15 protein-coding genes and 2 pseudogenes are annotated in these 20,042 nt (G+C 58.3%); 14 read left to right on the forward strand and 3 right to left on the reverse strand.

Features of this window, described 5'->3' with window-relative positions; translation table 11 throughout:
• Positions 1-169: 169 nt before the first annotated feature.
• Both JJD66_RS07245 and murU read right to left on the reverse strand, forming a co-directional pair.
• Positions 170-937, reverse strand: a complete 768-nt coding sequence (locus JJD66_RS07245; protein ID WP_200647878.1) for a TerB family tellurite resistance protein — start codon at positions 935-937, stop codon at positions 170-172.
• A gap of 1 nt (position 938) precedes the next feature.
• Positions 939-1,613, reverse strand: a complete 675-nt coding sequence (gene murU, locus JJD66_RS07250) for an N-acetylmuramate alpha-1-phosphate uridylyltransferase MurU (protein WP_200647879.1) — start codon at positions 1,611-1,613, stop codon at positions 939-941.
• Between the two features lie 182 nt (positions 1,614-1,795).
• On the opposite strand from murU, the pseudogene JJD66_RS28445 reads away from it, so the two are divergent.
• Positions 1,796-1,888 (forward strand): annotated as a pseudogene (locus JJD66_RS28445) (hypothetical protein); the annotation flags it as partial.
• Positions 1,889-1,921: 33 nt separating this feature from the next.
• Here the strand turns inward: JJD66_RS28445 and JJD66_RS07255 are convergent.
• Positions 1,922-2,635 (reverse strand): annotated as a pseudogene (locus JJD66_RS07255) (aminoglycoside phosphotransferase family protein); the annotation flags it as partial.
• 307 nt (positions 2,636-2,942) lie between these two features.
• Between JJD66_RS07255 and JJD66_RS07260 the strand changes: the two are divergent.
• From JJD66_RS07260 to JJD66_RS07320, 13 genes are all read left to right on the forward strand, one after another.
• Complete coding sequence (locus tag JJD66_RS07260; RefSeq protein WP_193689892.1) at positions 2,943-3,101, forward strand: hypothetical protein; 159 nt, start codon at positions 2,943-2,945, stop codon at positions 3,099-3,101.
• Between the two features lie 838 nt (positions 3,102-3,939).
• A complete protein-coding gene (ltrA, locus tag JJD66_RS07265; protein ID WP_193689893.1) occupies positions 3,940-5,640 on the forward strand; it encodes a group II intron reverse transcriptase/maturase in 1,701 nt (566 codons plus the stop codon).
• A 151-nt stretch (positions 5,641-5,791) separates the two neighbouring features.
• Positions 5,792-8,566, forward strand: coding sequence for an LPS-assembly protein LptD (locus tag JJD66_RS07270; RefSeq protein WP_200647880.1), 2,775 nt, complete (start codon positions 5,792-5,794; stop codon positions 8,564-8,566).
• Positions 8,547-9,881: a peptidylprolyl isomerase gene (locus tag JJD66_RS07275; RefSeq protein WP_136624693.1), complete on the forward strand. Its 1,335-nt coding sequence runs from the start codon at positions 8,547-8,549 to the stop codon at positions 9,879-9,881. Before JJD66_RS07270 ends, JJD66_RS07275 begins: the two co-directional genes overlap by 20 nt.
• On the forward strand, positions 9,878-10,867 hold the full coding sequence (gene pdxA, locus JJD66_RS07280; protein ID WP_096144471.1) for a 4-hydroxythreonine-4-phosphate dehydrogenase PdxA: 990 nt from the start codon (positions 9,878-9,880) through the stop codon (positions 10,865-10,867). The genes JJD66_RS07275 and pdxA overlap by 4 nt, the downstream gene beginning before the upstream one ends.
• The gene (rsmA, locus tag JJD66_RS07285; protein ID WP_105228743.1) at positions 10,864-11,676 is read left to right on the forward strand and encodes a 16S rRNA (adenine(1518)-N(6)/adenine(1519)-N(6))-dimethyltransferase RsmA; all 813 of its coding nucleotides are present in this window, start codon (positions 10,864-10,866) and stop codon (positions 11,674-11,676) included. The genes pdxA and rsmA overlap by 4 nt, the downstream gene beginning before the upstream one ends.
• Before the next feature lie 232 nt (positions 11,677-11,908).
• A complete protein-coding gene (gene apaG, locus JJD66_RS07290) occupies positions 11,909-12,289 on the forward strand; it encodes a Co2+/Mg2+ efflux protein ApaG (protein WP_003194726.1) in 381 nt (126 codons plus the stop codon).
• Positions 12,289-13,140: a symmetrical bis(5'-nucleosyl)-tetraphosphatase gene (locus JJD66_RS07295; RefSeq protein WP_200647881.1), complete on the forward strand. Its 852-nt coding sequence runs from the start codon at positions 12,289-12,291 to the stop codon at positions 13,138-13,140. Before apaG ends, JJD66_RS07295 begins: the two co-directional genes overlap by 1 nt.
• Positions 13,141-13,149: 9 nt before the next feature.
• Positions 13,150-13,479 carry a thiosulfate sulfurtransferase GlpE gene (gene glpE / locus JJD66_RS07300; RefSeq protein ID WP_200647883.1) on the forward strand — a complete coding sequence of 110 codons (330 nt, stop codon included), beginning with the start codon at positions 13,150-13,152 and terminating at the stop codon, positions 13,477-13,479.
• 285 nt (positions 13,480-13,764) lie between these two features.
• Positions 13,765-15,687 carry a PrkA family serine protein kinase gene (locus JJD66_RS07305; protein ID WP_003194732.1) on the forward strand — a complete coding sequence of 641 codons (1,923 nt, stop codon included), beginning with the start codon at positions 13,765-13,767 and terminating at the stop codon, positions 15,685-15,687.
• Between the two features lie 113 nt (positions 15,688-15,800).
• Positions 15,801-17,072, forward strand: coding sequence for a YeaH/YhbH family protein (locus JJD66_RS07310; RefSeq protein ID WP_200647884.1), 1,272 nt, complete (start codon positions 15,801-15,803; stop codon positions 17,070-17,072).
• Positions 17,069-18,634, forward strand: a complete 1,566-nt coding sequence (locus JJD66_RS07315) for a SpoVR family protein (RefSeq protein WP_003194736.1) — start codon at positions 17,069-17,071, stop codon at positions 18,632-18,634. The genes JJD66_RS07310 and JJD66_RS07315 overlap by 4 nt, the downstream gene beginning before the upstream one ends.
• Before the next feature lie 63 nt (positions 18,635-18,697).
• Positions 18,698-19,927, forward strand: a complete 1,230-nt coding sequence (locus JJD66_RS07320; RefSeq protein ID WP_200647885.1) for a multifunctional CCA addition/repair protein — start codon at positions 18,698-18,700, stop codon at positions 19,925-19,927.
• Positions 19,928-20,042: the final 115 nt, after the last annotated feature.

Raw genomic sequence — 20,042 nt, forward strand, 5'->3', positions numbered from 1 at the left:
CGGCTGACAAAGACTGATTGATCGTCGTATGCTTTTTCATGGGCTCGCCCTCGCTGTCGTTGGCTTCTATAAGAATGCCACCGTGGCGCATAGACGCCTCGGCTTGGGCGAGTCCATCTAATTACAATTATGGCTTGCCACTGCCACATAGAGTTGAGTGGCGATAGCCTCAGCGAAAATCGCGCCGCTCACGAATCAACGCATAGGCGTTATGCAACTCACGGGTTCGTTCGGTCGCCTCCCGCACTTGCGCGGGGCTGGCACCCGTGCCGGCGATCTTGTCCGGGTGGTGACGGCTGAGCAGGCGGCGGTAGGCGCGCTTGATCACCGAAGGCTCAGTGGTTGCCGTCACCCCCAAGATACGCAACGCCTCCTGGTAGGCCCCCCCACGATTGGCCACTGGCTTGCGCTCCGGCGCGTAATCGGTCGCCAACGCCTGCAGCTGCTGCGCCGTCCAGCCCAGCCACTTGCCCCACTGGTCGATCAGGTCGCGCTCGGCAGCATCCGCCCGACCGTCCGCCCACGCCATGCGCCAGCAGGCGCGCAGCACGCCTTCCGCCGCATGGGGCTGCGTCTTGAGCACCCGCAGATAACTGCGCACCCGGTCGCTGCCGGATTTACCCCGGTTGAAGGCACTGATCGCACGGCGCTGGGCCGGCTCATTCATATCCAGTGCGCGCATTTCCTGGCGCGCGTGCTGGATATGCCCATCGACAACCCGGCCATTACTCTTGGCCAGGCGTCCCAGCAGCACGAACAACAGTTCGTCGTTGCGCAAGGCCGGACGCCCACCCAGGCGTTCACGTAACTGCGCCCAACTGTGCAATTGCAAGCGACGATCCAAGGCCTGCCCCAGCAATGCCCCCAACAAAGCCCCCGGAATACTGGCAATGGCAAAGCCAGCCCCGGCGCCGATCAGCGTCCCTGGCCACAACATCCTAGCGTCCCTTTGCCAGCAAGGTTTCGACCTGCGCCAGCCGCTCCAGCGTCCCCACGTCCACCCAGCGTCCCGCCATGCGCTCCCCCGTTACCAAACCTTTGGCCATGGCCTCGCGCAACAGCGGGGCCAGCTTGAAGGCACCGGCGCTGCAACCCGCGAACAACTTGGGGTCGAGCACTGAAATGCCACTGAAGGTCAGGTTATCGGCACCGGGCGCGGCATCATGAAGCACACCGTGATCCAGGTAGAAATCCCCACCCGACGGGTGGTGCGCAGGGTTGTCGACCATCACCAAGTGCGCCAGGCCCCGGATCGGCTGCTTGAGCTGGGTGAAATCGTAGTCAGTCCAGATATCGCCATTGACCACCAGAAATGGTTCGTCGCCCAACAGCGGCAACGCCTGGAATATGCCGCCTCCCGTTTCCAGCGGCTCACCCTCCGGGGAGTAGCGGATGCGCAGACCGAACTGGGCACCGTCTCTTAGGTAGCTTTCGATCTGCTCGCCGAGCCAGGCGTGGTTGATCACGATCTCGGTAAAGCCGGCCTTCGCCAAGGCTTCAAGGTGATACTCGATCAGCCGCTTGCCGCCGGCTTGCACGAGCGGTTTGGGCGTATGCAGGGTGAGCGGGCGCATGCGCTCGCCCTTGCCCGCCGCCAGGATCATCGCCTTCATACGCTGGCCTCGGCAGGTTCGCGCAGGCTGGCGAGCAATTCGCCCAGGTCACTCAACTCAGGTCTGTCGGCCAGCACCGCTTCTATATAAGCGAAGAAACGCGGCACGTCGGCCAGGTAGCGTGGCTTGCCGTCGCGGTGGCAGATACGCGAAAAAATGCCGATAACCTTGAGGTGACGCTGCACGCCCATCAGGTCGCTGGCACGCAGGAACTCTTCAAAGTCGTCCTGTACGGGAATCCCCAGTTGCCCGGCGCGCTGCCAATAGCCGCGCTGCCATTCACGAACGCGGGCCTGGGGCCAACTGAGGAAGGCATCCTTGAACAGGCAGGTAATGTCATAGGTCACCGGGCCGTAGACCGCGTCCTGGAAATCCAGCACGCCTGGGCTTGGCTCACTGATCATCAGGTTGCGCGGCATGTAGTCGCGGTGCACCAATACCTTGGGCTGGGCCAGGGCGCTGTCGATCAACTGCTGGCTGGCACGTTGCCAGAGGGCTTGTTGCTCAGGGTCGAGGTCGATGCCCAGGTGACGACGCACGTACCATTCCGGGAACAGTTCCAGCTCGCGACGCAATAAGGCCACGTCATAGCTGGGCAACGGCGCATCCATCGGCAATTGCTGGAAAGCCAGCAGCGCGTCGATGGCATCGGCAAATAATTGATCGGCATTTTCACCGTCAATCACGTCCAGATAGGTTTTTCTGCCCAGGTCATTGAGCAAAAGAAAGCCACGGGGCAAATCTTCTGCATAAATTTTTGGCACATTTATTCCAGATTTCGCCAGCAAATGCGCAATATCGACGAAAGGTTTGCAGTTTTCCTGGGGGGGTGGCGCGTCCATGACGACGAACGTATGGGCACCGCCCTCCCATCGGAAATAACGCCTGAAACTCGCGTCGCTGCTGGCCGCGGTCAATGTGGCCGGGGGCACGGGGCCCCAGTCCTGAGCGTTGAAGAGGATCGGCAACTGCTCATCCAGCCAGACTTCCAGCTGTTGTAAACGTAGATCTTGCTCGGGCATTACAAGGGTCTCCGACGGCGCTAGCCGTCAAGCGGGGCATGCTTTATTATCACGCATCTTGTGCGACACGCGTAGCGTGCCTCCAGGTTGGCGGTGAGACGTCATCGTCAAAGGTTTTTCCGTAAAGAAAACCAATAGCTCGGCAGCCAATCCGGGAAACAAAACAGCCCAGGGGTCCCAATGCTTAGAAGGACTCGTTGTCGCTGCGGCGACAATAGCGAACCTCAAAGCCGTTTAGCACTCAGAAGCGCGGCTATGGTCCGAATTTCGGACTGGGAGTGCCTACTTCACTACTGATGAAGTCGTTATGCATAAACGTCTGGCTCAAAAAGCAGGCGTATCTGCAGCTCAGGTAGAAATGCGGAAACTCATTTCAGATACCCTGAACAGAATGACCTGGAACTTTGGTTTGATGACGCTGGTGTCAACCATCGTCATGGTTACTGCCATGTTCCTAATCAGATAGTGCATTCACATAGGTCTCATGACCTACCCATGCGGGAAGAATCCCCGCAGGGATTCCTCCTGCCTTAAACAGGAGGAAATACTCTTTGAGCGTCTGCCTTGCAGTCCCTCGCTCACATCAAATCGGAGACACGAGCGAAAACTCTGTCTGTCATTGTCCAACTATCTTGCTCTGAGATAGCAGCGGACTCGTTGTGCGACCAACGATAGCCTAGGAAAACATGCGTCACTGGTAACGGTGGGGTGTGAAGCTTTTCCGACAATGTAGTCCCCATCAGGGTGTGCTTTTGCCGTGAGGCAAAGTACAGACGCTCGGAGCAGTACCGGGTCGAGACGCTAGGCTGGTTGGCATGGGTAACGTAAGTGAACTGCTGATAAACGCCGTAATGATAAACATGCCAAAACTGCTGTCAGGCATGGACCAAAAGGTATGAGGCCAGTTATTCCTGTGGGATGTGGGAATACGTCGCTACAAGGCCTCCGGTGAAAAGGCAGACCCTAAACCAATCGTGTGATAGACAGGGAACGTGGTAAGCCCGTATGGCTGCCTTCGGGCAGGTGAACCGCAAGGGGATCTGTTGGCTGTGCGGGTATGGGATCGCAGAAAAAGCGAACGCCGGGCTGTAATGGCGCGGATAGGGGGTGGAACATTCCCCCACGGGAAACCGGGCAGACTTCTGCGTGGTCTTTTATCGCATGAACGCTGAGTAGACCTGTCTCAATCATCTTCGAAGTCCAGCAGTAATGGGCTTCTTTGTTATCAACTCCTGACGGGAGCGTCCATTCCCGTCAGGGGATGCGTACGTCTTCTGCTTGGGGAAACTTGAGAGGAAGGCAGCATGATAGTACCTAGCCAACTGGCCGGGTCTGCGCCTTCCGGCGTTCCGCAGCATTGGCATGACATCGATTGGTGTCGTGTGCAGCAGAACGTACGGGCGATGCAGATTCGGATTGCGAAGGCTTGTAGGGAAGGCAACTGGCGCAGGGTGAAAGCCCTGCAACGGATGCTAACCCGCTCTCGTTCGGCCAGATACTTGGCCATACGGCGAGTCACTGAAAACCAGGGCAAGCGCACGGCGGGAGTCGACCGCGTGCTTTGGGATACCCCTGATGCCAAATGGAAAGCGGCAAATGGGTTGAAGCGCCACGGGTATAAACCACGGCCATTACGGCGTGTGTTTATCCCGAAGTCGAATGGAAAGGAGCGCCCTCTGGGCATTCCAACCATGACGGACAGAGCCATGCAGGCGCTATACCTGCTAGCCCTGGCGCCTGTTGCTGAAACCACCGGCGATCCAAACAGCTACGGCTTTCGGATCGAGCGCTCCACGGCTGATGCGATGGGACAGCTGTTCGTTTGTCTATCCAAGAAGGCCTCGGCCCAATGGGTATTGGAAGCGGACATCAAAGGCTGCTTTGACCACATCAACCATGACTGGCTGATCGAAAATGTCCTAACGGACAAAGAAATTCTCCGGAAATGGTTGAAGGCTGGAGTGATTCATAAAGGCCAGCTACAGGCAACGGATGCCGGTACGCCACAGGGCGGGATTATCTCGCCCACCTTGGCAAACTTGGTGCTGGATGGACTGGAATCACAGCTCAAGCAACATCTGGGCGTGACGAAGGCGAAGAAGCTAAAAATCAACGTAGTGCGATATGCGGATGATTTTGTGATTACAGGCAGCTCGAAAGAAATGCTCGAAAATGAAATCAAGCCTTGGGTTGAGCAGTTTCTCGCGGTTCGAGGATTGCAGTTGTCGCTCGAGAAAACCCATGTCGTCCACATAGATGACGGTTTCGACTTCCTTGGTTGGAATTTCCGCAAATACGGCGGGAAGCTCCTGATCAAACCTGCCAAAAAGAACGTGAAAGCGTTCTACCGGAAGGTAAAAGAGGTCATCAGCACTAACAAAGCGGTGAAACAGGAGGATTTGATCCGTCTGCTTAATCCGATATTGCGAGGCTGGGCGTTATATCACCAGCCTGTGGTCGCCAAGAAGGCGTACAGCCGTATGGACCACCAAATATTCCAGGCGCTTTGGCGTTGGGCGAAAAGGCGACACCCAAACAAAAGTCTCGATTGGGTAAGGGAGAAGTATTTCCAAACCCACGAAAATCGAAGCTGGGTGTTTGCCACCACGGTCATAACGGAGTCTGGAGGCAAAGAAGCAATTCGGTTATTCGCCCTAGAGGCAACGCCGATTGAGAGGCACAGGAAGATCAGCGGGGATTTCAACCCGTTTGATACCTCTATGGAAGAAATGGGAGAGGCATTGCGGATGTCCCGGATGCTCGGGAAACTGAGGTACCGCAAACAAATTCTTCATCTGTTTCAATCCCAAAATGGACTGTGCGTACTATGCAAAAGCCCAATATCTAGAGAGACTGGGTGGCACGACCACCACATCATTTATCGCTCACAAGGCGGTGGTGACTCGCTGGACAACCGGGTACTATTGCATCCCATTTGCCACCAGCAGCTTCACGCTCGTGGACTAACAGTGTACAAACCGGCTCCCCCAAGGGGGGCTTCGTAAAGACTTGAGCCGTATGCGCTGAAAGGCGCACGTACGGTTTTTAGGGGGGAGCAGACCAGAAATGGTCTGTTCCTACCCAACTTTCAGACCATCGAGAGGCGTGCGGCCCAAACCGCGGGCAGATGGCACGCAGGAAGCCCGGACTAATAAGATGGCATTGAAATCCCCCGCGTTTCGTAGAAAATTTCCGTTGCTGGTAACCGGCAGTCTGCTGGCCTTGCAACCTTTCGCCACCTCATTCGTGGTCGCCGCGGAACAGTATGACTGCTCAGTCTCTGCTTCGGGTGCCTGGGATTGCGCGCCGAAGACCGCCGCCGCCCCATTGCCACCGCGCCCGGTGCATGACGGTGCTGCCGTCAGCTCGGCCAACAGCACGCCGCAAGGCAAAGCTGGCGGCAGCGTCGACGCCGAGCCCAAGACCATGCTGGTCACCGAAGCCAAGGGCCGTGGCCTGCGTTCGCGCAGTGCCGACTACAGCCACCTGGACTGGGTACCTCGCGACAAGCTGACCGCAGCACAGTTGGCCGAAACCGGCCCTTACTGCGGCGGCGCCTACATCGAGCCGACTCGTCCTGGCATGAACGACAAGACGAACAAGAGCGATGCGCCGACCTTCATCGGCGCCAAGGCCTCTCGTTACGAGCAGGAGCAGCAGGTCGCTACCCTGGCCGGTGACGTGGTCATGCGCCAGGGCAGCATGCAGCTGGAGTCGGACGAAGCCAGCCTGTACCAGGCCGAGAACCGTGGCGAGCTGAACGGCAAGGTGCGCCTGCGCGACAACGGCGCCCTGATCGTGGGTGACCATGCCCAGGTCCAGCTCGACACCGGTGCCGCCCAGATCGACAACGCCGAATACGTGATGCATAAGTCACGCATCCGCGGTAACGCGCTGTACGCCAAGCGTGCAGAAAACGCGATCATCCGTCTCAAGGACGGTACGTACACCACCTGCGAGCCGGACAGCAACGCCTGGCAGCTCAAGGGCAACAACATCACGTTGAACCCGGCCACCGGTTTCGGTACCGCGACCAACGCGACGTTGCGGGTCAAGAACATCCCGATCCTGTACACCCCGTACATCTACTTCCCGATCGATGACCGTCGTCAATCCGGCTTCCTGCCGCCGAGCTTCAGCACCGGTGGGGAAACTGGCTTTACGCTGGTAACGCCGTACTACTTCAACCTGGCGCCGAACTACGATGCCACGTTGTACCCGCAGTACATGACCAAGCGCGGCTTGTTGATGGAGGGCGAATTCCGCTATCTGACCAAGTCGAGTGAAGGGCAGTTTGGTGGGGCGTATCTCAACGACGATAACGACGAGCGGAAGAACCAGACTGATTACGAAAAGACTCGCTATATGCTCAATTGGCAGCATAAGGGTGGGTTGGATTCACGTCTGACGTCGCAGGTGGATTACACCCGGATCAGCGATCCTTACTACTTCCAGGATTTGAAGTCGTATGAGGAAGGGGTTGAAAGTCAGGACTTCCTGAACCAGCAGGGCTCTCTGACGTACCGGGGGGACTCCTATCAGGCCAGGTTGAATGTTCAAGCGTACCAGCTGGCGACAATTTCTCAGATCACACCGTATGACCGGCTGCCGCAGCTCACCCTCAATGGTCAATTGCCATTCCATCCTGGCGGCTTGAACTTCAGCTATGAGACTGAGGCAGTACGCTTTGATCGGAATCTGGAAAACGGTACTTTTACTGATGAGAACGGCTTGGTGTCGCCTCGTCTGGATACATATGTCAGAGGCCTGACCCGTGCAAACGGCACCCGCCTCAACGTTGCACCAGCCGTAGAATACCCGATGAACTGGAGTTACGGTTTCCTGACACCGAAGCTCAAGTACGTTTACACCAAATACGATCTTGACCTCGACACCCTCGGTAAGAACACACTGGCTGCGGGAGATAAATTCAAAAGCTCCCAAGACCGCGCGATACCCATCGCTAGTATTGACAGCGGCCTGTATTTCGACCGCCAAACCAATTGGTTTGGTAAAAACTACAATCAGACTCTTGAACCCCGTGCGTACTATCTCTACGTACCAAATAAAGATCAGAGTGATATTCCTGCCTTCGACACCAGTGAGTACTCGTTTAGTTACGGATCCTTGTTCCGTGATAACCGCTTCGCGGGCTCGGACCGTATTGGGGACGAGAACAAACTGTCCTTGGGCGTAACCAGTCGCTGGATTGAAGAGAACGGCTTCGAACGCCAGCGTGTATCCGTCGGCCAGGCACTGTATTTCAAGGATCGCGAAGTTCAACTGCCAGGTGTATTAGCCGCTGATCGCGACGACGCACGCACGGATGTGTCGCCTATAGCACTGGAATATGAATTCCGCTTCAACCGCGACTGGCGCGCCACAGCTGACTACAACTGGGACACCGAAAGCCACGCCCCACGTTCCGGCAGCGCGATGTTCCACTACCAGCCTGAGGACAACCCGAACAAGGTGGTCAACCTCGGCTATCGCTACCGTAACGACCAAGTCGTCTACAACCAACTGACCGGCAAATGGCAGTTCGGTGGAGACTACGGCACGCCAGGCCAAGAGAACTATGTGAAGGATTACTACAAAATCCAACAACATGACTTCTCGATGATGTGGCCGATCATTCCACAGTGGAACCTGATCACCCGCTGGCAGTACGACTATGCCCGCAACCGCACCCTGGAAGCCTTCGGCGGTTTCGAGTACGACAACTGCTGCTGGAAACTGCGCGTCATCAATCGTTACTGGGTTTCCAACGACGAATATACCCAGATCGCCCCGCTTAACGAAAAGGGTGACCACGGGCTCTTCTTCCAGATCGTCCTCAAAGGACTCGGCGGCCTGACCGGCGCCAAGGTAGAGAGCTTCCTCGACAAAGGCATTGAAGGTTATCGTGAACGTGAAGACAAAGCTTTCTGAGTGTTTGCGCCCGCTAGTGCTGGGCGCGCTGTTTCTGGGTACTGTTTCGGCACACGCCGCAGTTCAACAGCTGGATAAAGTAGCGGCCATCGTCGACAACGACGTGATCATGCAGAGCCAGCTGGACCAGCGGGTCAAGGAAGTTCAGCAGACCATCGCCAAACGTGGCGGTGGGGTGCCACCGACCAGCGTCCTGGAATCTCAGGTACTGGAACGCCTGATCGTCGAAAACCTGCAACTGCAGATTGGCGAACGTTCCGGCATTCGTATTTCGGACGAAGAACTGAACCAGGCTGTTGGCACCATTGCTCAACGCAACAACATGAGCATTGATCAGTTCCGCGCCGCCCTGGCCCACGATGGCCTGTCCTATGAGGACGCCCGTGACCAGATCAAGCGCGAAATGATCATTAGCCGTGTGCGCCAGCGCCGTGTGGCCGAACGGGTTCAGGTGTCCGAGCAGGAAGTGAAGAACTTCCTGGCTTCGGACCTGGGCAAGATGCAGCTCTCCGAAGAGTTGCACTTGGCCAATATCCTGATTCCAACCCCGGACGGAGCCAACTCGGAGCAGCTCAATGCCGCCGCCGCTAAAACCCAGGCGATCTACGAGCGCCTGAAAGCGGGTGCAGATTTTGCCCAGATGGCCATTGCTCAGTCCGGCAGCGATAACGCCCTCGAAGGCGGTGACATGGGCTGGCGTAAAGCCGCTCAATTGCCGCCTCCGTTTGATCGCGAATTGAGCGCCATGGAAGTCGGCGGCATCACCCAGCCAGCCCGCACCCCGGGTGGTTTCATCATCCTCAAGCTACTGGAACGTCGCGGCGGCGAAACCTCGTTGAAAGACGAAGTTCATGTTCGTCACATCCTGGTCAAACCGAGCGAAATCCGCACCGAAGCACAAACCAAGGAACTGGCCCAGAAGATCTATGACCGCATTGAAAGCGGTGAAGACTTCGCCACCCTGGCTAAAAGCTTCTCGGAAGACCCAGGCTCTGCCCTTAACGGCGGCGACCTGAACTGGATCGACCCGAGGGCACTGGTGCCCGAGTTCCAGCAGGTCATGGCCGACACGCCACAAGGCGTATTGTCCAAGCCGTTCAAGACCCAATACGGTTGGCATGTCCTGGAAGTCCTTGGCCGTCGCGCCACGGACAACACCACCCAGGCTCGCGAGCAGCAAGCCCTGACCGTACTGCGTAACCGCAAATACGACGAAGAGCTGCAAACCTGGCTGCGTCAGATCCGTGACGAAGCTTATGTAGAGAACAAGCTGCCAGGCGCCGAGCAAACAGGCACCGACCAGGCAACCCAGTGAAACCCCAGCGTTTCGCAGTGACACCCGGCGAGCCGGCCGGCATTGGTCCAGACCTGTGCCTGCTGCTCGCCTCGCAACCCCAGCCACACCCCCTGATTGCCATTACCAGCCGCGACCTGCTCCTTGAGCGGGCCGCGCAGCTGGGTGTGGCCGTCAACCTGCTGGACGTGGCGCCAGGCAACTGGCCCGACCTGCCGGCCCCCGCCGACAGCCTATATGTGTGGGACACCCCGCTACAGGCCAAGGTGGTTGCCGGGCAGTTGAACACGGCCAACGCGGCATTTGTGCTGCAAACGTTGACCCGTGCGGGCCAGGGCTGCATCGACGGCGACTTTGCCGGCATGATCACCGCACCGGTGCACAAAGGCGTGATCAACGAATCCGGCATCGCCTTTTCCGGCCATACCGAATTCCTCGCGGAACTGACCCATACCGCTCAAGTGGTGATGATGCTCGCCACCCGTGGCCTGCGTGTGGCGCTGGTGACCACCCACTTGCCGCTGCGTGAAATCGCCGATGCCATCACTGCCGAGCGTGTGGAGCGTGTCACGCGCATCCTGCACAGCGACCTGCAACACAAATTCGGCATTGCCCAACCGCGCATCCTGGTCTGCGGGCTCAACCCCCACGCCGGTGAAGGCGGCCACTTGGGCCATGAAGAAATCGACATCATTGAACCAACACTAGAGCGCCTGCGCCAAGAAGGCATGGACCTACGCGGCCCATTGCCTGCAGACACTCTGTTCACCCCCAAATATCTGGAGCACTGCGATGCAGTGCTGGCGATGTACCACGACCAGGGGCTGCCCGTGCTGAAATACAAAGGCTTCGGCGCCGCAGTCAACGTGACACTGGGCCTGCCGATCATCCGCACCTCCGTCGACCATGGCACCGCCCTGGACCTCGCAGGCAGCGGCAAGATCGATACCGGCAGCCTGCACGTGGCCCTGGAAACCGCCTATCAGATGGCCGAGACCCGTATATGACTGAGCATTACCAACACCGGGCGCGCAAGCGCTTCGGGCAGAACTTCCTGCACGACGCTGGCGTGATCGATCGCATCCTGCGCTCCATCCACGCCAAGCCAGAAGACCGCCTGCTGGAAATCGGCCCAGGCCAGGGCGCGCTGACCCAGGGCCTGCTGGCCAGCGGCGGGCAACTGGACGTTGTGGAACTGGACAAGGACCTGATCCCGATCCTCAACCAGCAGTTCGCCGGCAAATCCAACTTCAACCTGCACCAGGGCGACGCGCTGAAGTTCGACTTCAACAGCCTTGGCGCTGCGCCCAACAGCCTGCGGGTGGTGGGTAACCTGCCGTACAACATTTCCACGCCGCTGATTTTCCACCTGCTGAACAACGCCGGAATCATCCGCGACATGCACTTCATGCTGCAAAAGGAAGTGGTGGAGCGCCTGGCCGCAGGCCCTGGCGGTGGTGATTGGGGTCGTTTGTCGATCATGGTCCAGTATCACTGCCGCGTGGAGCACCTGTTCAACGTCGGTCCGGGCGCGTTCAACCCGCCGCCGAAGGTCGATTCGGCCATCGTACGCTTGGTGCCGCATGCCGTGCTGCCGCACCCGGCCAAGGACCACAAACTGCTGGAACGCGTCGTGCGGGAGGCGTTCAACCAGCGCCGCAAGACCTTGCGTAACACCCTCAAGGCCCTGCTGAGCAATGCCGAAATCGAAGCTGCCGGCGTTGATGGAAGCCTGCGCCCCGAGCAACTGGACCTGGCCGCGTTCGTACGCCTGGCTGACCAGCTTGCCATCCAGCCTGCATCCGTAGTGGAATAGGCCGTAAGAACTCGATGCAATCCAATGTGGGAGCGGGCTTGCTCGCGAATGCGCAGTATCAGTCACCAAATGTGTAACTGATGCACCGCCTTCGCGAGCAAGCCCGCTCCCACATTTGCTCCGCGTTATACCGATAACGCTTGCCGGCTGCCCGACACATGTCTGGCCTAGCGCCCTCCTCTTGGCCTAGACTGACCCGCATCTGCTGTCCTTCGCTTTTAAGGCCTCTTGCATGTCCGATCCTCGCTATCAGATAGACGTCAGCGTCGTCACCCGCTTCCTGGCGGACCAATCGCAACCCGAACATAACCGCTTCGCCTTTGCCTACACCATTACAGTGAAGAACAACGGGCTGGTGCCGGCCAAGCTGCTGTCGCGCCACTGGGTCATCACCGATGGCGACGGCCAGGTCGAGGAAGTGCGCGGGGCAGGCGTTGTCGGCCAGCAACCGTTGATCGACAGCGGCGCCAGCCACACTTATAGCAGCGGCACGGTGATGACCTCCAAGGTCGGCACCATGCAAGGCTCGTATCAAATGAAGGCCACTGACGGCCAACTGTTCGACGCAATCATCAAGCCATTCCGCCTGGCCGTGCCAGGAGCCCTGCACTGATGGCGACGTACGCTGTCGGCGACCTGCAAGGCTGCCTGGACCCTCTCAAGCGCCTGCTGGAGCGCGTAGCCTTCGACCCCGCAAATGATCGCTTGTGGTTGGTGGGCGACCTGGTCAACCGCGGCCCCCAGTCCCTGGAAACCCTGCGCTACCTCTATAGCCTGCGTGATTCTCTGGTATGCGTGCTGGGCAACCATGACCTGCACTTGCTTGCGGCCGGCAACAACATCGAGCGCCTCAAAAAAGGCGACACCCTGCGGGAAATCCTCGAAGCCCCGGACCGCGCTCAACTGCTCGACTGGCTGCGCCGGCAAAAGCTCATGCACTACGACGAGGACCGCAACATGGCCTTGGTGCATGCCGGTATCCCGCCGCAGTGGACGCTGAAAAAAGCCCTCAAGTGCGCCGCCGAAGTTGAAAGTGCATTGGCCGATGACAACCTGTACACCGCTTACCTCGACGGCATGTACGGCAACGACCCGGTGAAGTGGGACAACGAGCTCACCGGCGTCGCCCGCCTGCGAGTGATCACCAACTATTTCACACGCATGCGCTTCTGCACGGCCGAAGGCAAACTGGACCTCAAGAGCAAGGAAGGCGCCGACAGCGCCCTCCCCGGCTACAAGCCCTGGTTCGCCTACAAGGAACGCAAGACCCGTGACACGAAGATCATCTTTGGTCATTGGGCCGCGCTGGAAGGCAAGTGCGATGAGCCCGGCGTGTTCGCCCTCGACACCGGTTGCGTGTGGGGCGGCGCCATGACCCTGATGAACATCGACACGGGCGAGCGCCTCGACTGCCAGTGCGAATCCCCCCTTTCCATTACCCAGCCGGCCGCCACCAAGCCATAGGAGCCCGCCATGACCGAATTCAAACGTATCCCCCCCGAACAAGCCCAGGCCCTGCGCGAGCAAGGTGCTGTAGTCGTCGACATCCGCGACCAGCCTACTTACGCCGCCGCCCACATCAGCGGCGCGCAGCATCTGGACAACGTCAACATCGCCGACTTCATACGCGCCGCCGACCTCGATGCGCCGTTGATCGTCGCCTGCTACCACGGCAATTCCAGCCAGAGCGCAGCCGCGTACTTGATCAGCCAGGGTTTCTCTGACGTCTATAGCCTGGACGGCGGGTTTGAGCTGTGGCGTACGACCTATCCTGCGGAAATTTCTTCAGGCGATTTGCAATAATTTTTTTCACACCCCGCTACCCCGCGTGACGCTTGGGCTTGCGCCGTTTCTGACGAACGGCGCAGCCAAACTAATTGCGCATCGCGCCTTGACCTCCCGGATTCCGAACTATCCTTAAGCGCAGGCCATCCGAATCAGGGGAGAGCCGGTACACCGGCGTACGGGTCATCGGTAGCGTTTCAGGGTGTTCTGGGGGGAAAACAGCCATTGGCGTGCGCCAATGACTGCCAGCATCGACTGATTGATCCGGCGTCGGCTCCACGTATCGAGCGAGGTGACGACGTCATGAGTATCTTTAGCCACTTCCAACAACGCTTTGCGTCCACACAGCAGGAAGAACTCACGCTTCAGGAGTATCTCGAGCTGTGCAAACAGGACCGCAGCACCTACGCCTCTGCCGCCGAACGCCTGCTACTGGCGATTGGCGAGCCAGAACTGGTGGAAACCGCCAATAATTCGCGCCTGTCGCGGATATTTTCCAACAAGGTGATCCGCCGCTATCCGGCCTTTGAAGACTTCCATGGGATGGAAGAATGCATCGACCAGATCGTTTCCTACTTCCGCCATGCCGCCCAAGGCCTGGAAGAGAAGAAGCAGATCCTCTATCTGCTCGGCCCGGTCGGCGGCGGCAAGTCGTCCCTGGCGGAAAAACTCAAGCAATTGATCGAGAAGGTGCCCTTCTATGCGATCAAGGGCTCGCCCGTCTTCGAGTCGCCCCTGGGCCTGTTCAACGCCACGGAAGATGGCGCGATCCTCGAGGAAGACTTCGGTATCCCGCGGCGCTACCTCAACACCATCATGTCGCCCTGGGCCACCAAGCGCCTGGCCGAGTTCGGCGGTGATATCAGCCAGTTCCGCGTGGTGAAACTCTACCCGTCGATCCTCAACCAGATCGGCGTGGCCAAGACCGAACCCGGCGATGAAAACAACCAGGACATTTCGGCACTGGTGGGCAAAGTCGATATCCGCAAGCTGGAAGAATTCCCGCAGAACGACGCCGATGCCTACAGCTATTCGGGCGCATTGTGCCGGGCCAACCAAGGCCTGATGGAATTCGTGGAGATGTTCAAGGCACCGATCAAGGTGTTGCACCCACTGCTCACCGCCACCCAGGAAGGTAACTACAACAGTACCGAAGGCCTGGGGGCGATTCCGTTCACCGGGATCCTGCTGGCTCACTCCAACGAATCGGAATGGCATACCTTCCGCAACAACAAGAACAACGAAGCCTTCATCGACCGGATCTATATCGTCAAGGTGCCGTACTGCCTGCGGGTCAGCGACGAAATCAAAATCTACGACAAACTGCTGTTCAACAGCTCCCTGGCCAAGGCCCATTGCGCGCCCGACACTCTGAAGATGCTTGCCCAGTTCACCGTGCTGTCGCGCCTCAAGGAGCCGGAGAACTCGAACATCTACTCAAAAATGCGCGTGTATGACGGCGAGAACCTCAAGGACACCGATCCCAAGGCCAAGTCGATCCAGGAATACCGTGACACGGCGGGTGTAGACGAAGGCATGAATGGCCTGTCGACGCGCTTTGCGTTCAAGATCTTGTCCAAGGTTTTCAACTTCGACCCCCACGAGATTGCCGCCAACCCGGTGCACTTGCTCTACGTGCTGGAACAGCAGATTGAACAAGAGCAGTTCCAGGCCGAAACCCGTGAGCGCTACCTGCGCTTCCTCAAGGAATACCTGGCGCCGCGCTACATTGAGTTCATCGGCAAGGAAATCCAGACCGCCTACCTGGAGTCCTACAGCGAATACGGCCAGAACATCTTCGACCGCTACGTCCTGTACGCCGATTTCTGGATCCAGGATCAGGAATACCGCGACCCGGAAACCGGCGAAATCCTCAATCGCGTGGCCCTCAACGAAGAGCTGGAAAAAATCGAGAAACCCGCCGGCATCAGCAATCCGAAGGATTTCCGCAACGAAATCGTCAACTTCGTACTGCGCGCCCGTGCCAACAACAACGGCAAGAACCCCACTTGGCTCAGCTACGAGAAGCTGCGGGTGGTCATCGAGAAGAAAATGTTCTCCAACACCGAGGACCTGCTGCCCGTCATCAGCTTCAACGCCAAGGCCAGCAAGGAGGATCAGCAAAAACACAACGACTTCGTCACACGCATGGTCGAGCGAGGCTACACCGACAAACAGGTACGACTGCTCTCCGAGTGGTACCTGCGGGTTCGCAAATCGCAGTAAGGCAGCGGCAAGCGCGCACTGCCAGGCATCCGGCCTGGCAGTTGACCGCTTGTCTCTAAGCTTCCAGCCCGCGGCTTGAAGCTTGTAACGTGAAGCTGCCCGGAGGGCTCCCCATGAGCTATGTGATCGACCGACGCCTCAATGGCAAGAACAAGAGCACGGTAAACCGTCAGCGTTTCCTGCGGCGTTACCGTGACCACATCAAAAAGGCGGTAGAAGAGGCCGTCGGCCGCCGCTCCATCACCGATATGGAGCATGGCGAACAAATCAGCATTCCCGGACGGGACATCGACGAACCGGTGCTTCACCATGGCCGCGGCGGCAAACAGACCGTGGTGCACCCCGGCAACAAGGAATTCACCACCGGCGAACATATCCAGCGCCCACAAGGCGGTGGCGGCGGCAAAGGCCCGGGCAAAGCCGGCAACTCTGGCGAAGGCATGGATGAATTCGTATTCCAGATCACTCAGGAAGAATTCCTGGAATTCATGTTCGAAGACCTCGAACTGCCCAACCTGGTCAAACGCAACCTGACCGGCACCGATACCTTCAAGACCGTACGTGCAGGGATCAGCAACGAGGGCAACCCGTCGCGCATCAACATCATCCGCACCCTGCGCTCAGCCCATGCACGGCGTATCGCCCTGTCCGGCAGCAGCCGCGCCAAACTCAAGCTGGCCAAGGAAGAGTTGGCACGCTTGAAGCGCGAAGAACCGGACAACTTCGGCGATATCCAGGAAATAGAGGCGGAAATCGAAAAACTCAGCGCGCGCATCCACCGCGTGCCGTTCCTCGATACCTTTGACTTGAAATACAACCTGCTGGTCAAGCAACCCAACCCCAGCTCCAAGGCTGTGATGTTCTGCCTGATGGACGTTTCCGGCTCCATGACCCAGGCCACCAAGGACATCGCCAAGCGCTTCTTTATCCTGCTGTACCTGTTCCTGAAACGGAACTACGACAAGATTGACGTAGTGTTCATCCGCCATCACACCAGTGCCCGGGAAGTGGACGAAGAGGAGTTTTTCTACTCGCGGGAAACTGGCGGCACCATTGTTTCCAGCGCACTGAAGCTGATGCAGGAGATCATGGCCGAGCGCTACCCCGCCAACGATTGGAACATCTACGCCGCCCAAGCTTCCGACGGCGATAACTGGAACGACGACTCGCCGATCTGCCGGGACATTTTGATCAACCAGATCATGCCGTTCGTGCAGTACTACACTTACGTCGAAATCACCCCCCGTGAGCACCAGGCCCTGTGGTTCGAATACGAGCGCATCGGAGAAGCCTTTGCCGACACGTTCGCCCAGCAGCAACTGGTCTCGGCCGGCGATATCTACCCGGTCTTCCGTGAACTCTTCCAGCGCAGGTTAGTGACATGACCGCCAAAAAAGAGAACAAGCGCCAACCCATTTCCACTGGCTCCGAGTGGACCTTCGAACTGATCCAGGCCTATGACCGGGAAATCAGCCGTATCGCGGCGGGTTATGCCCTGGACACTTATCCCAACCAGATAGAAGTCATCACCGCTGAACAGATGATGGATGCCTATGCCTCGGTGGGCATGCCCCTGGGCTATCACCATTGGTCCTACGGGAAACACTTCCTCAGTACCGAGAAGTCCTACACACGCGGCCAGATGGGCCTGGCCTACGAGATCGTGATCAACTCCGACCCGTGCATCGCGTACCTGATGGAAGAAAACACCATCTGCATGCAGGCGCTGGTAGTGGCCCATGCCTGCTATGGGCATAACAGTTTCTTCAAGGGCAACTACCTGTTTCGAACCTGGACCGATGCCAGTTCGATCATTGATTACCTGGTGTTCGCCAAGCAATACATCATGCAGTGCGAGGAGCGCCACGGTATCGATGCGGTAGAAGACCTGTTGGACTCCTGCCATGCGCTGATGAATTACGGTGTTGACCGCTATAAACGTCCCTATCCGATTTCCGCCGAAGAGGAGCGCCTGCGCCAGAAGGAACGCGAGGAGCACCTGCAGAAACAGATCAACGACCTGTGGCGCACCATCCCCAAGCGCGCCGACAAGAACAGCGACAAAGACAATGCACGCTTCCCCGCCGAACCTCAGGAAAACATCCTGTATTTCCTGGAAAAACACGCACCGCTGCTGGAGCCCTGGCAGCGTGAAATCGTGCGGATCGTACGCAAGATCGCGCAATATTTTTATCCACAGCGTCAAACCCAGGTGATGAACGAGGGCTGGGCAACCTTCTGGCATTACACCCTGATGAACGACCTGTACGACGAGGGCCTGGTCACTGACGGCTTCATGATGGAGTTCCTCACGTCCCATACCAGCGTGGTCTTCCAGCCAGGCTTCGACAGCCCGTACTACAACGGCATCAACCCCTATGCACTGGGTTTTGCCATGTACCGCGATATCCGCCGCATGTGCGAGCACCCCACCGAGGAAGACCGCCGCTGGTTCCCGGAAATCGCCGGCAGCGACTGGCTATCGACCATCAAGTTCGCCATGAGCAGCTTCAAGGATGAGAGTTTCATCCTGCAGTACCTGTCGCCCCAGGTGATCCGCGACCTCAAGCTGTTCAGTATCCTGGACGACGACCTCAAGGACGATCTGGTCGTACCCGCCATCCACGACGAACCCGGCTACCGCATCATTCGCGAAACCCTGGCCGCGCAATACAACCTCGGTAACCGCGAACCTAACGTGCAGATCTACAGCATCGATGTGCGTGGCGACCGTTCGCTGACCTTGCGTCACCAGCAGCACGACCGCAAACCCTTGGGCGAATCCACTGAGGAAGTGCTCAAGCATCTGCATCGGCTCTGGGGCTTTGATATTCATCTGGAAACCCTGCAGGGCGACCAAGTGATGAAAACCCATCATGTGCCACCGCGCAGCGATCATAACGACAACGACTACGGCCGCCTCGACATGGCTGTCGTTCATCTCTGAAACAGCAAAGCCTCCATTGGCCAAGCTCAGGCGTTATCCTGTGCCGCTAATGGAGGCTTTTTCATGAAAATCTACAAAGTCGGCGGCGCCGTGCGTGATCGCCTACTGGGCATCAAGGTCACCGATATAGACCGCGTCGTCGTTGGCGCGACGGCCGAAGAGATGCTCGCCAAGGGTTATAAACCGGTGGGCGCCGATTTCCCGGTATTTCTCGATCCGAAAAACGGTGACGAATACGCCCTCGCTCGCACCGAACGCAAGAATGGCCGGGGTTACGGCGGCTTTATATTCCATGCGAGCCCCGACGTTACGCTGGAAGAAGACCTGATCCGGCGTGACCTGACCATCAATGCCATGGCGGAGGACGACGAGGGTAACCTGACCGATCCTTATCAGGGCCAACGCGACCTTGAAGCGCGTATTTTACGGCATGTTTCCCCCGCGTTCGCCGAAGATCCCCTCCGCGTATTGCGCGTTGCGCGTTTCGCCGCGCGCTATGCGCCTCTTGGTTTCACAGTCGCCCCTGAGACTCTGGAGTTAATGCACCAACTCAGTGAGTCCGGCGAGTTGGAGGCGCTTACCCCCGAGCGCAGTTGGAAGGAAATCTCACGGGCGCTGATGGAAGATCAACCCCAGGTATTTATCCAAGTACTGCGTGACTGCGACGCGCTGAAAACCTTGATGCCGGAGGTGGATGCGCTGTTCGGCGTGCCGCAGCCCGCAGCTCACCACCCGGAAATTGACACCGGCGTGCACACCTTGAGCGTGCTGGAACAAGCTGCCCTGCACAAGCAACCGCTGAGCGTGCGCTGGGCCTGCCTGCTGCACGACCTGGGCAAAGGCCTGACACCTGTGGATAAGTTGCCGCAGCATATTGCACACGAGCAACGCGGCCTGAAGCTGATCAAAGCGGTGAACGAGCGTTTCAAGGTGCCGAGGGATTGCCAGGAGTTGGCCTTGCTGGTGGGGCAATATCATACTCACGGTCATCGTGCGCTTGAGCTCAAGGCCTCGACATTGCTGGAGTTGTTGCAAAGCTTCGACGTGTACCGTCGGCCACAACGCTTTGAAGAGTTCGTGGTGGCCTGCGAAATGGACGCTCGTGGCCGCAAGGGTTTTGAACAGCGCAGTTATCCACAGGCCGATTATTTGCGCGCAGCGGCAAAGGCTGCACGCGAAGTGCCGGTCGCGCCGCTGCTAGAAAAGGGTTTCAAAGGCCCCGAACTGGGCGAGGCGCTCAAGCGCGAACGGTTAAGCGCATTGAAAGCCTACAAGGAAAACCCCTCTCCTTAGGCGATGGCCGTTGTGGCGAGGGAGCTTGCTCCCGCGGGACCGGGCTGGCGCTCCAGTGCGAAGCGCTCCCAAGATAGTGGGGCTGCTGCGCAGCCCAGCGGGAGCAAGCTCCCTC

The sequence above is a fragment of the Pseudomonas sp. MF6751 genome, from assembly GCF_016613265.1.
Lineage (GTDB): Bacteria > Pseudomonadota > Gammaproteobacteria > Pseudomonadales > Pseudomonadaceae > Aquipseudomonas > Aquipseudomonas fluorescens_BV.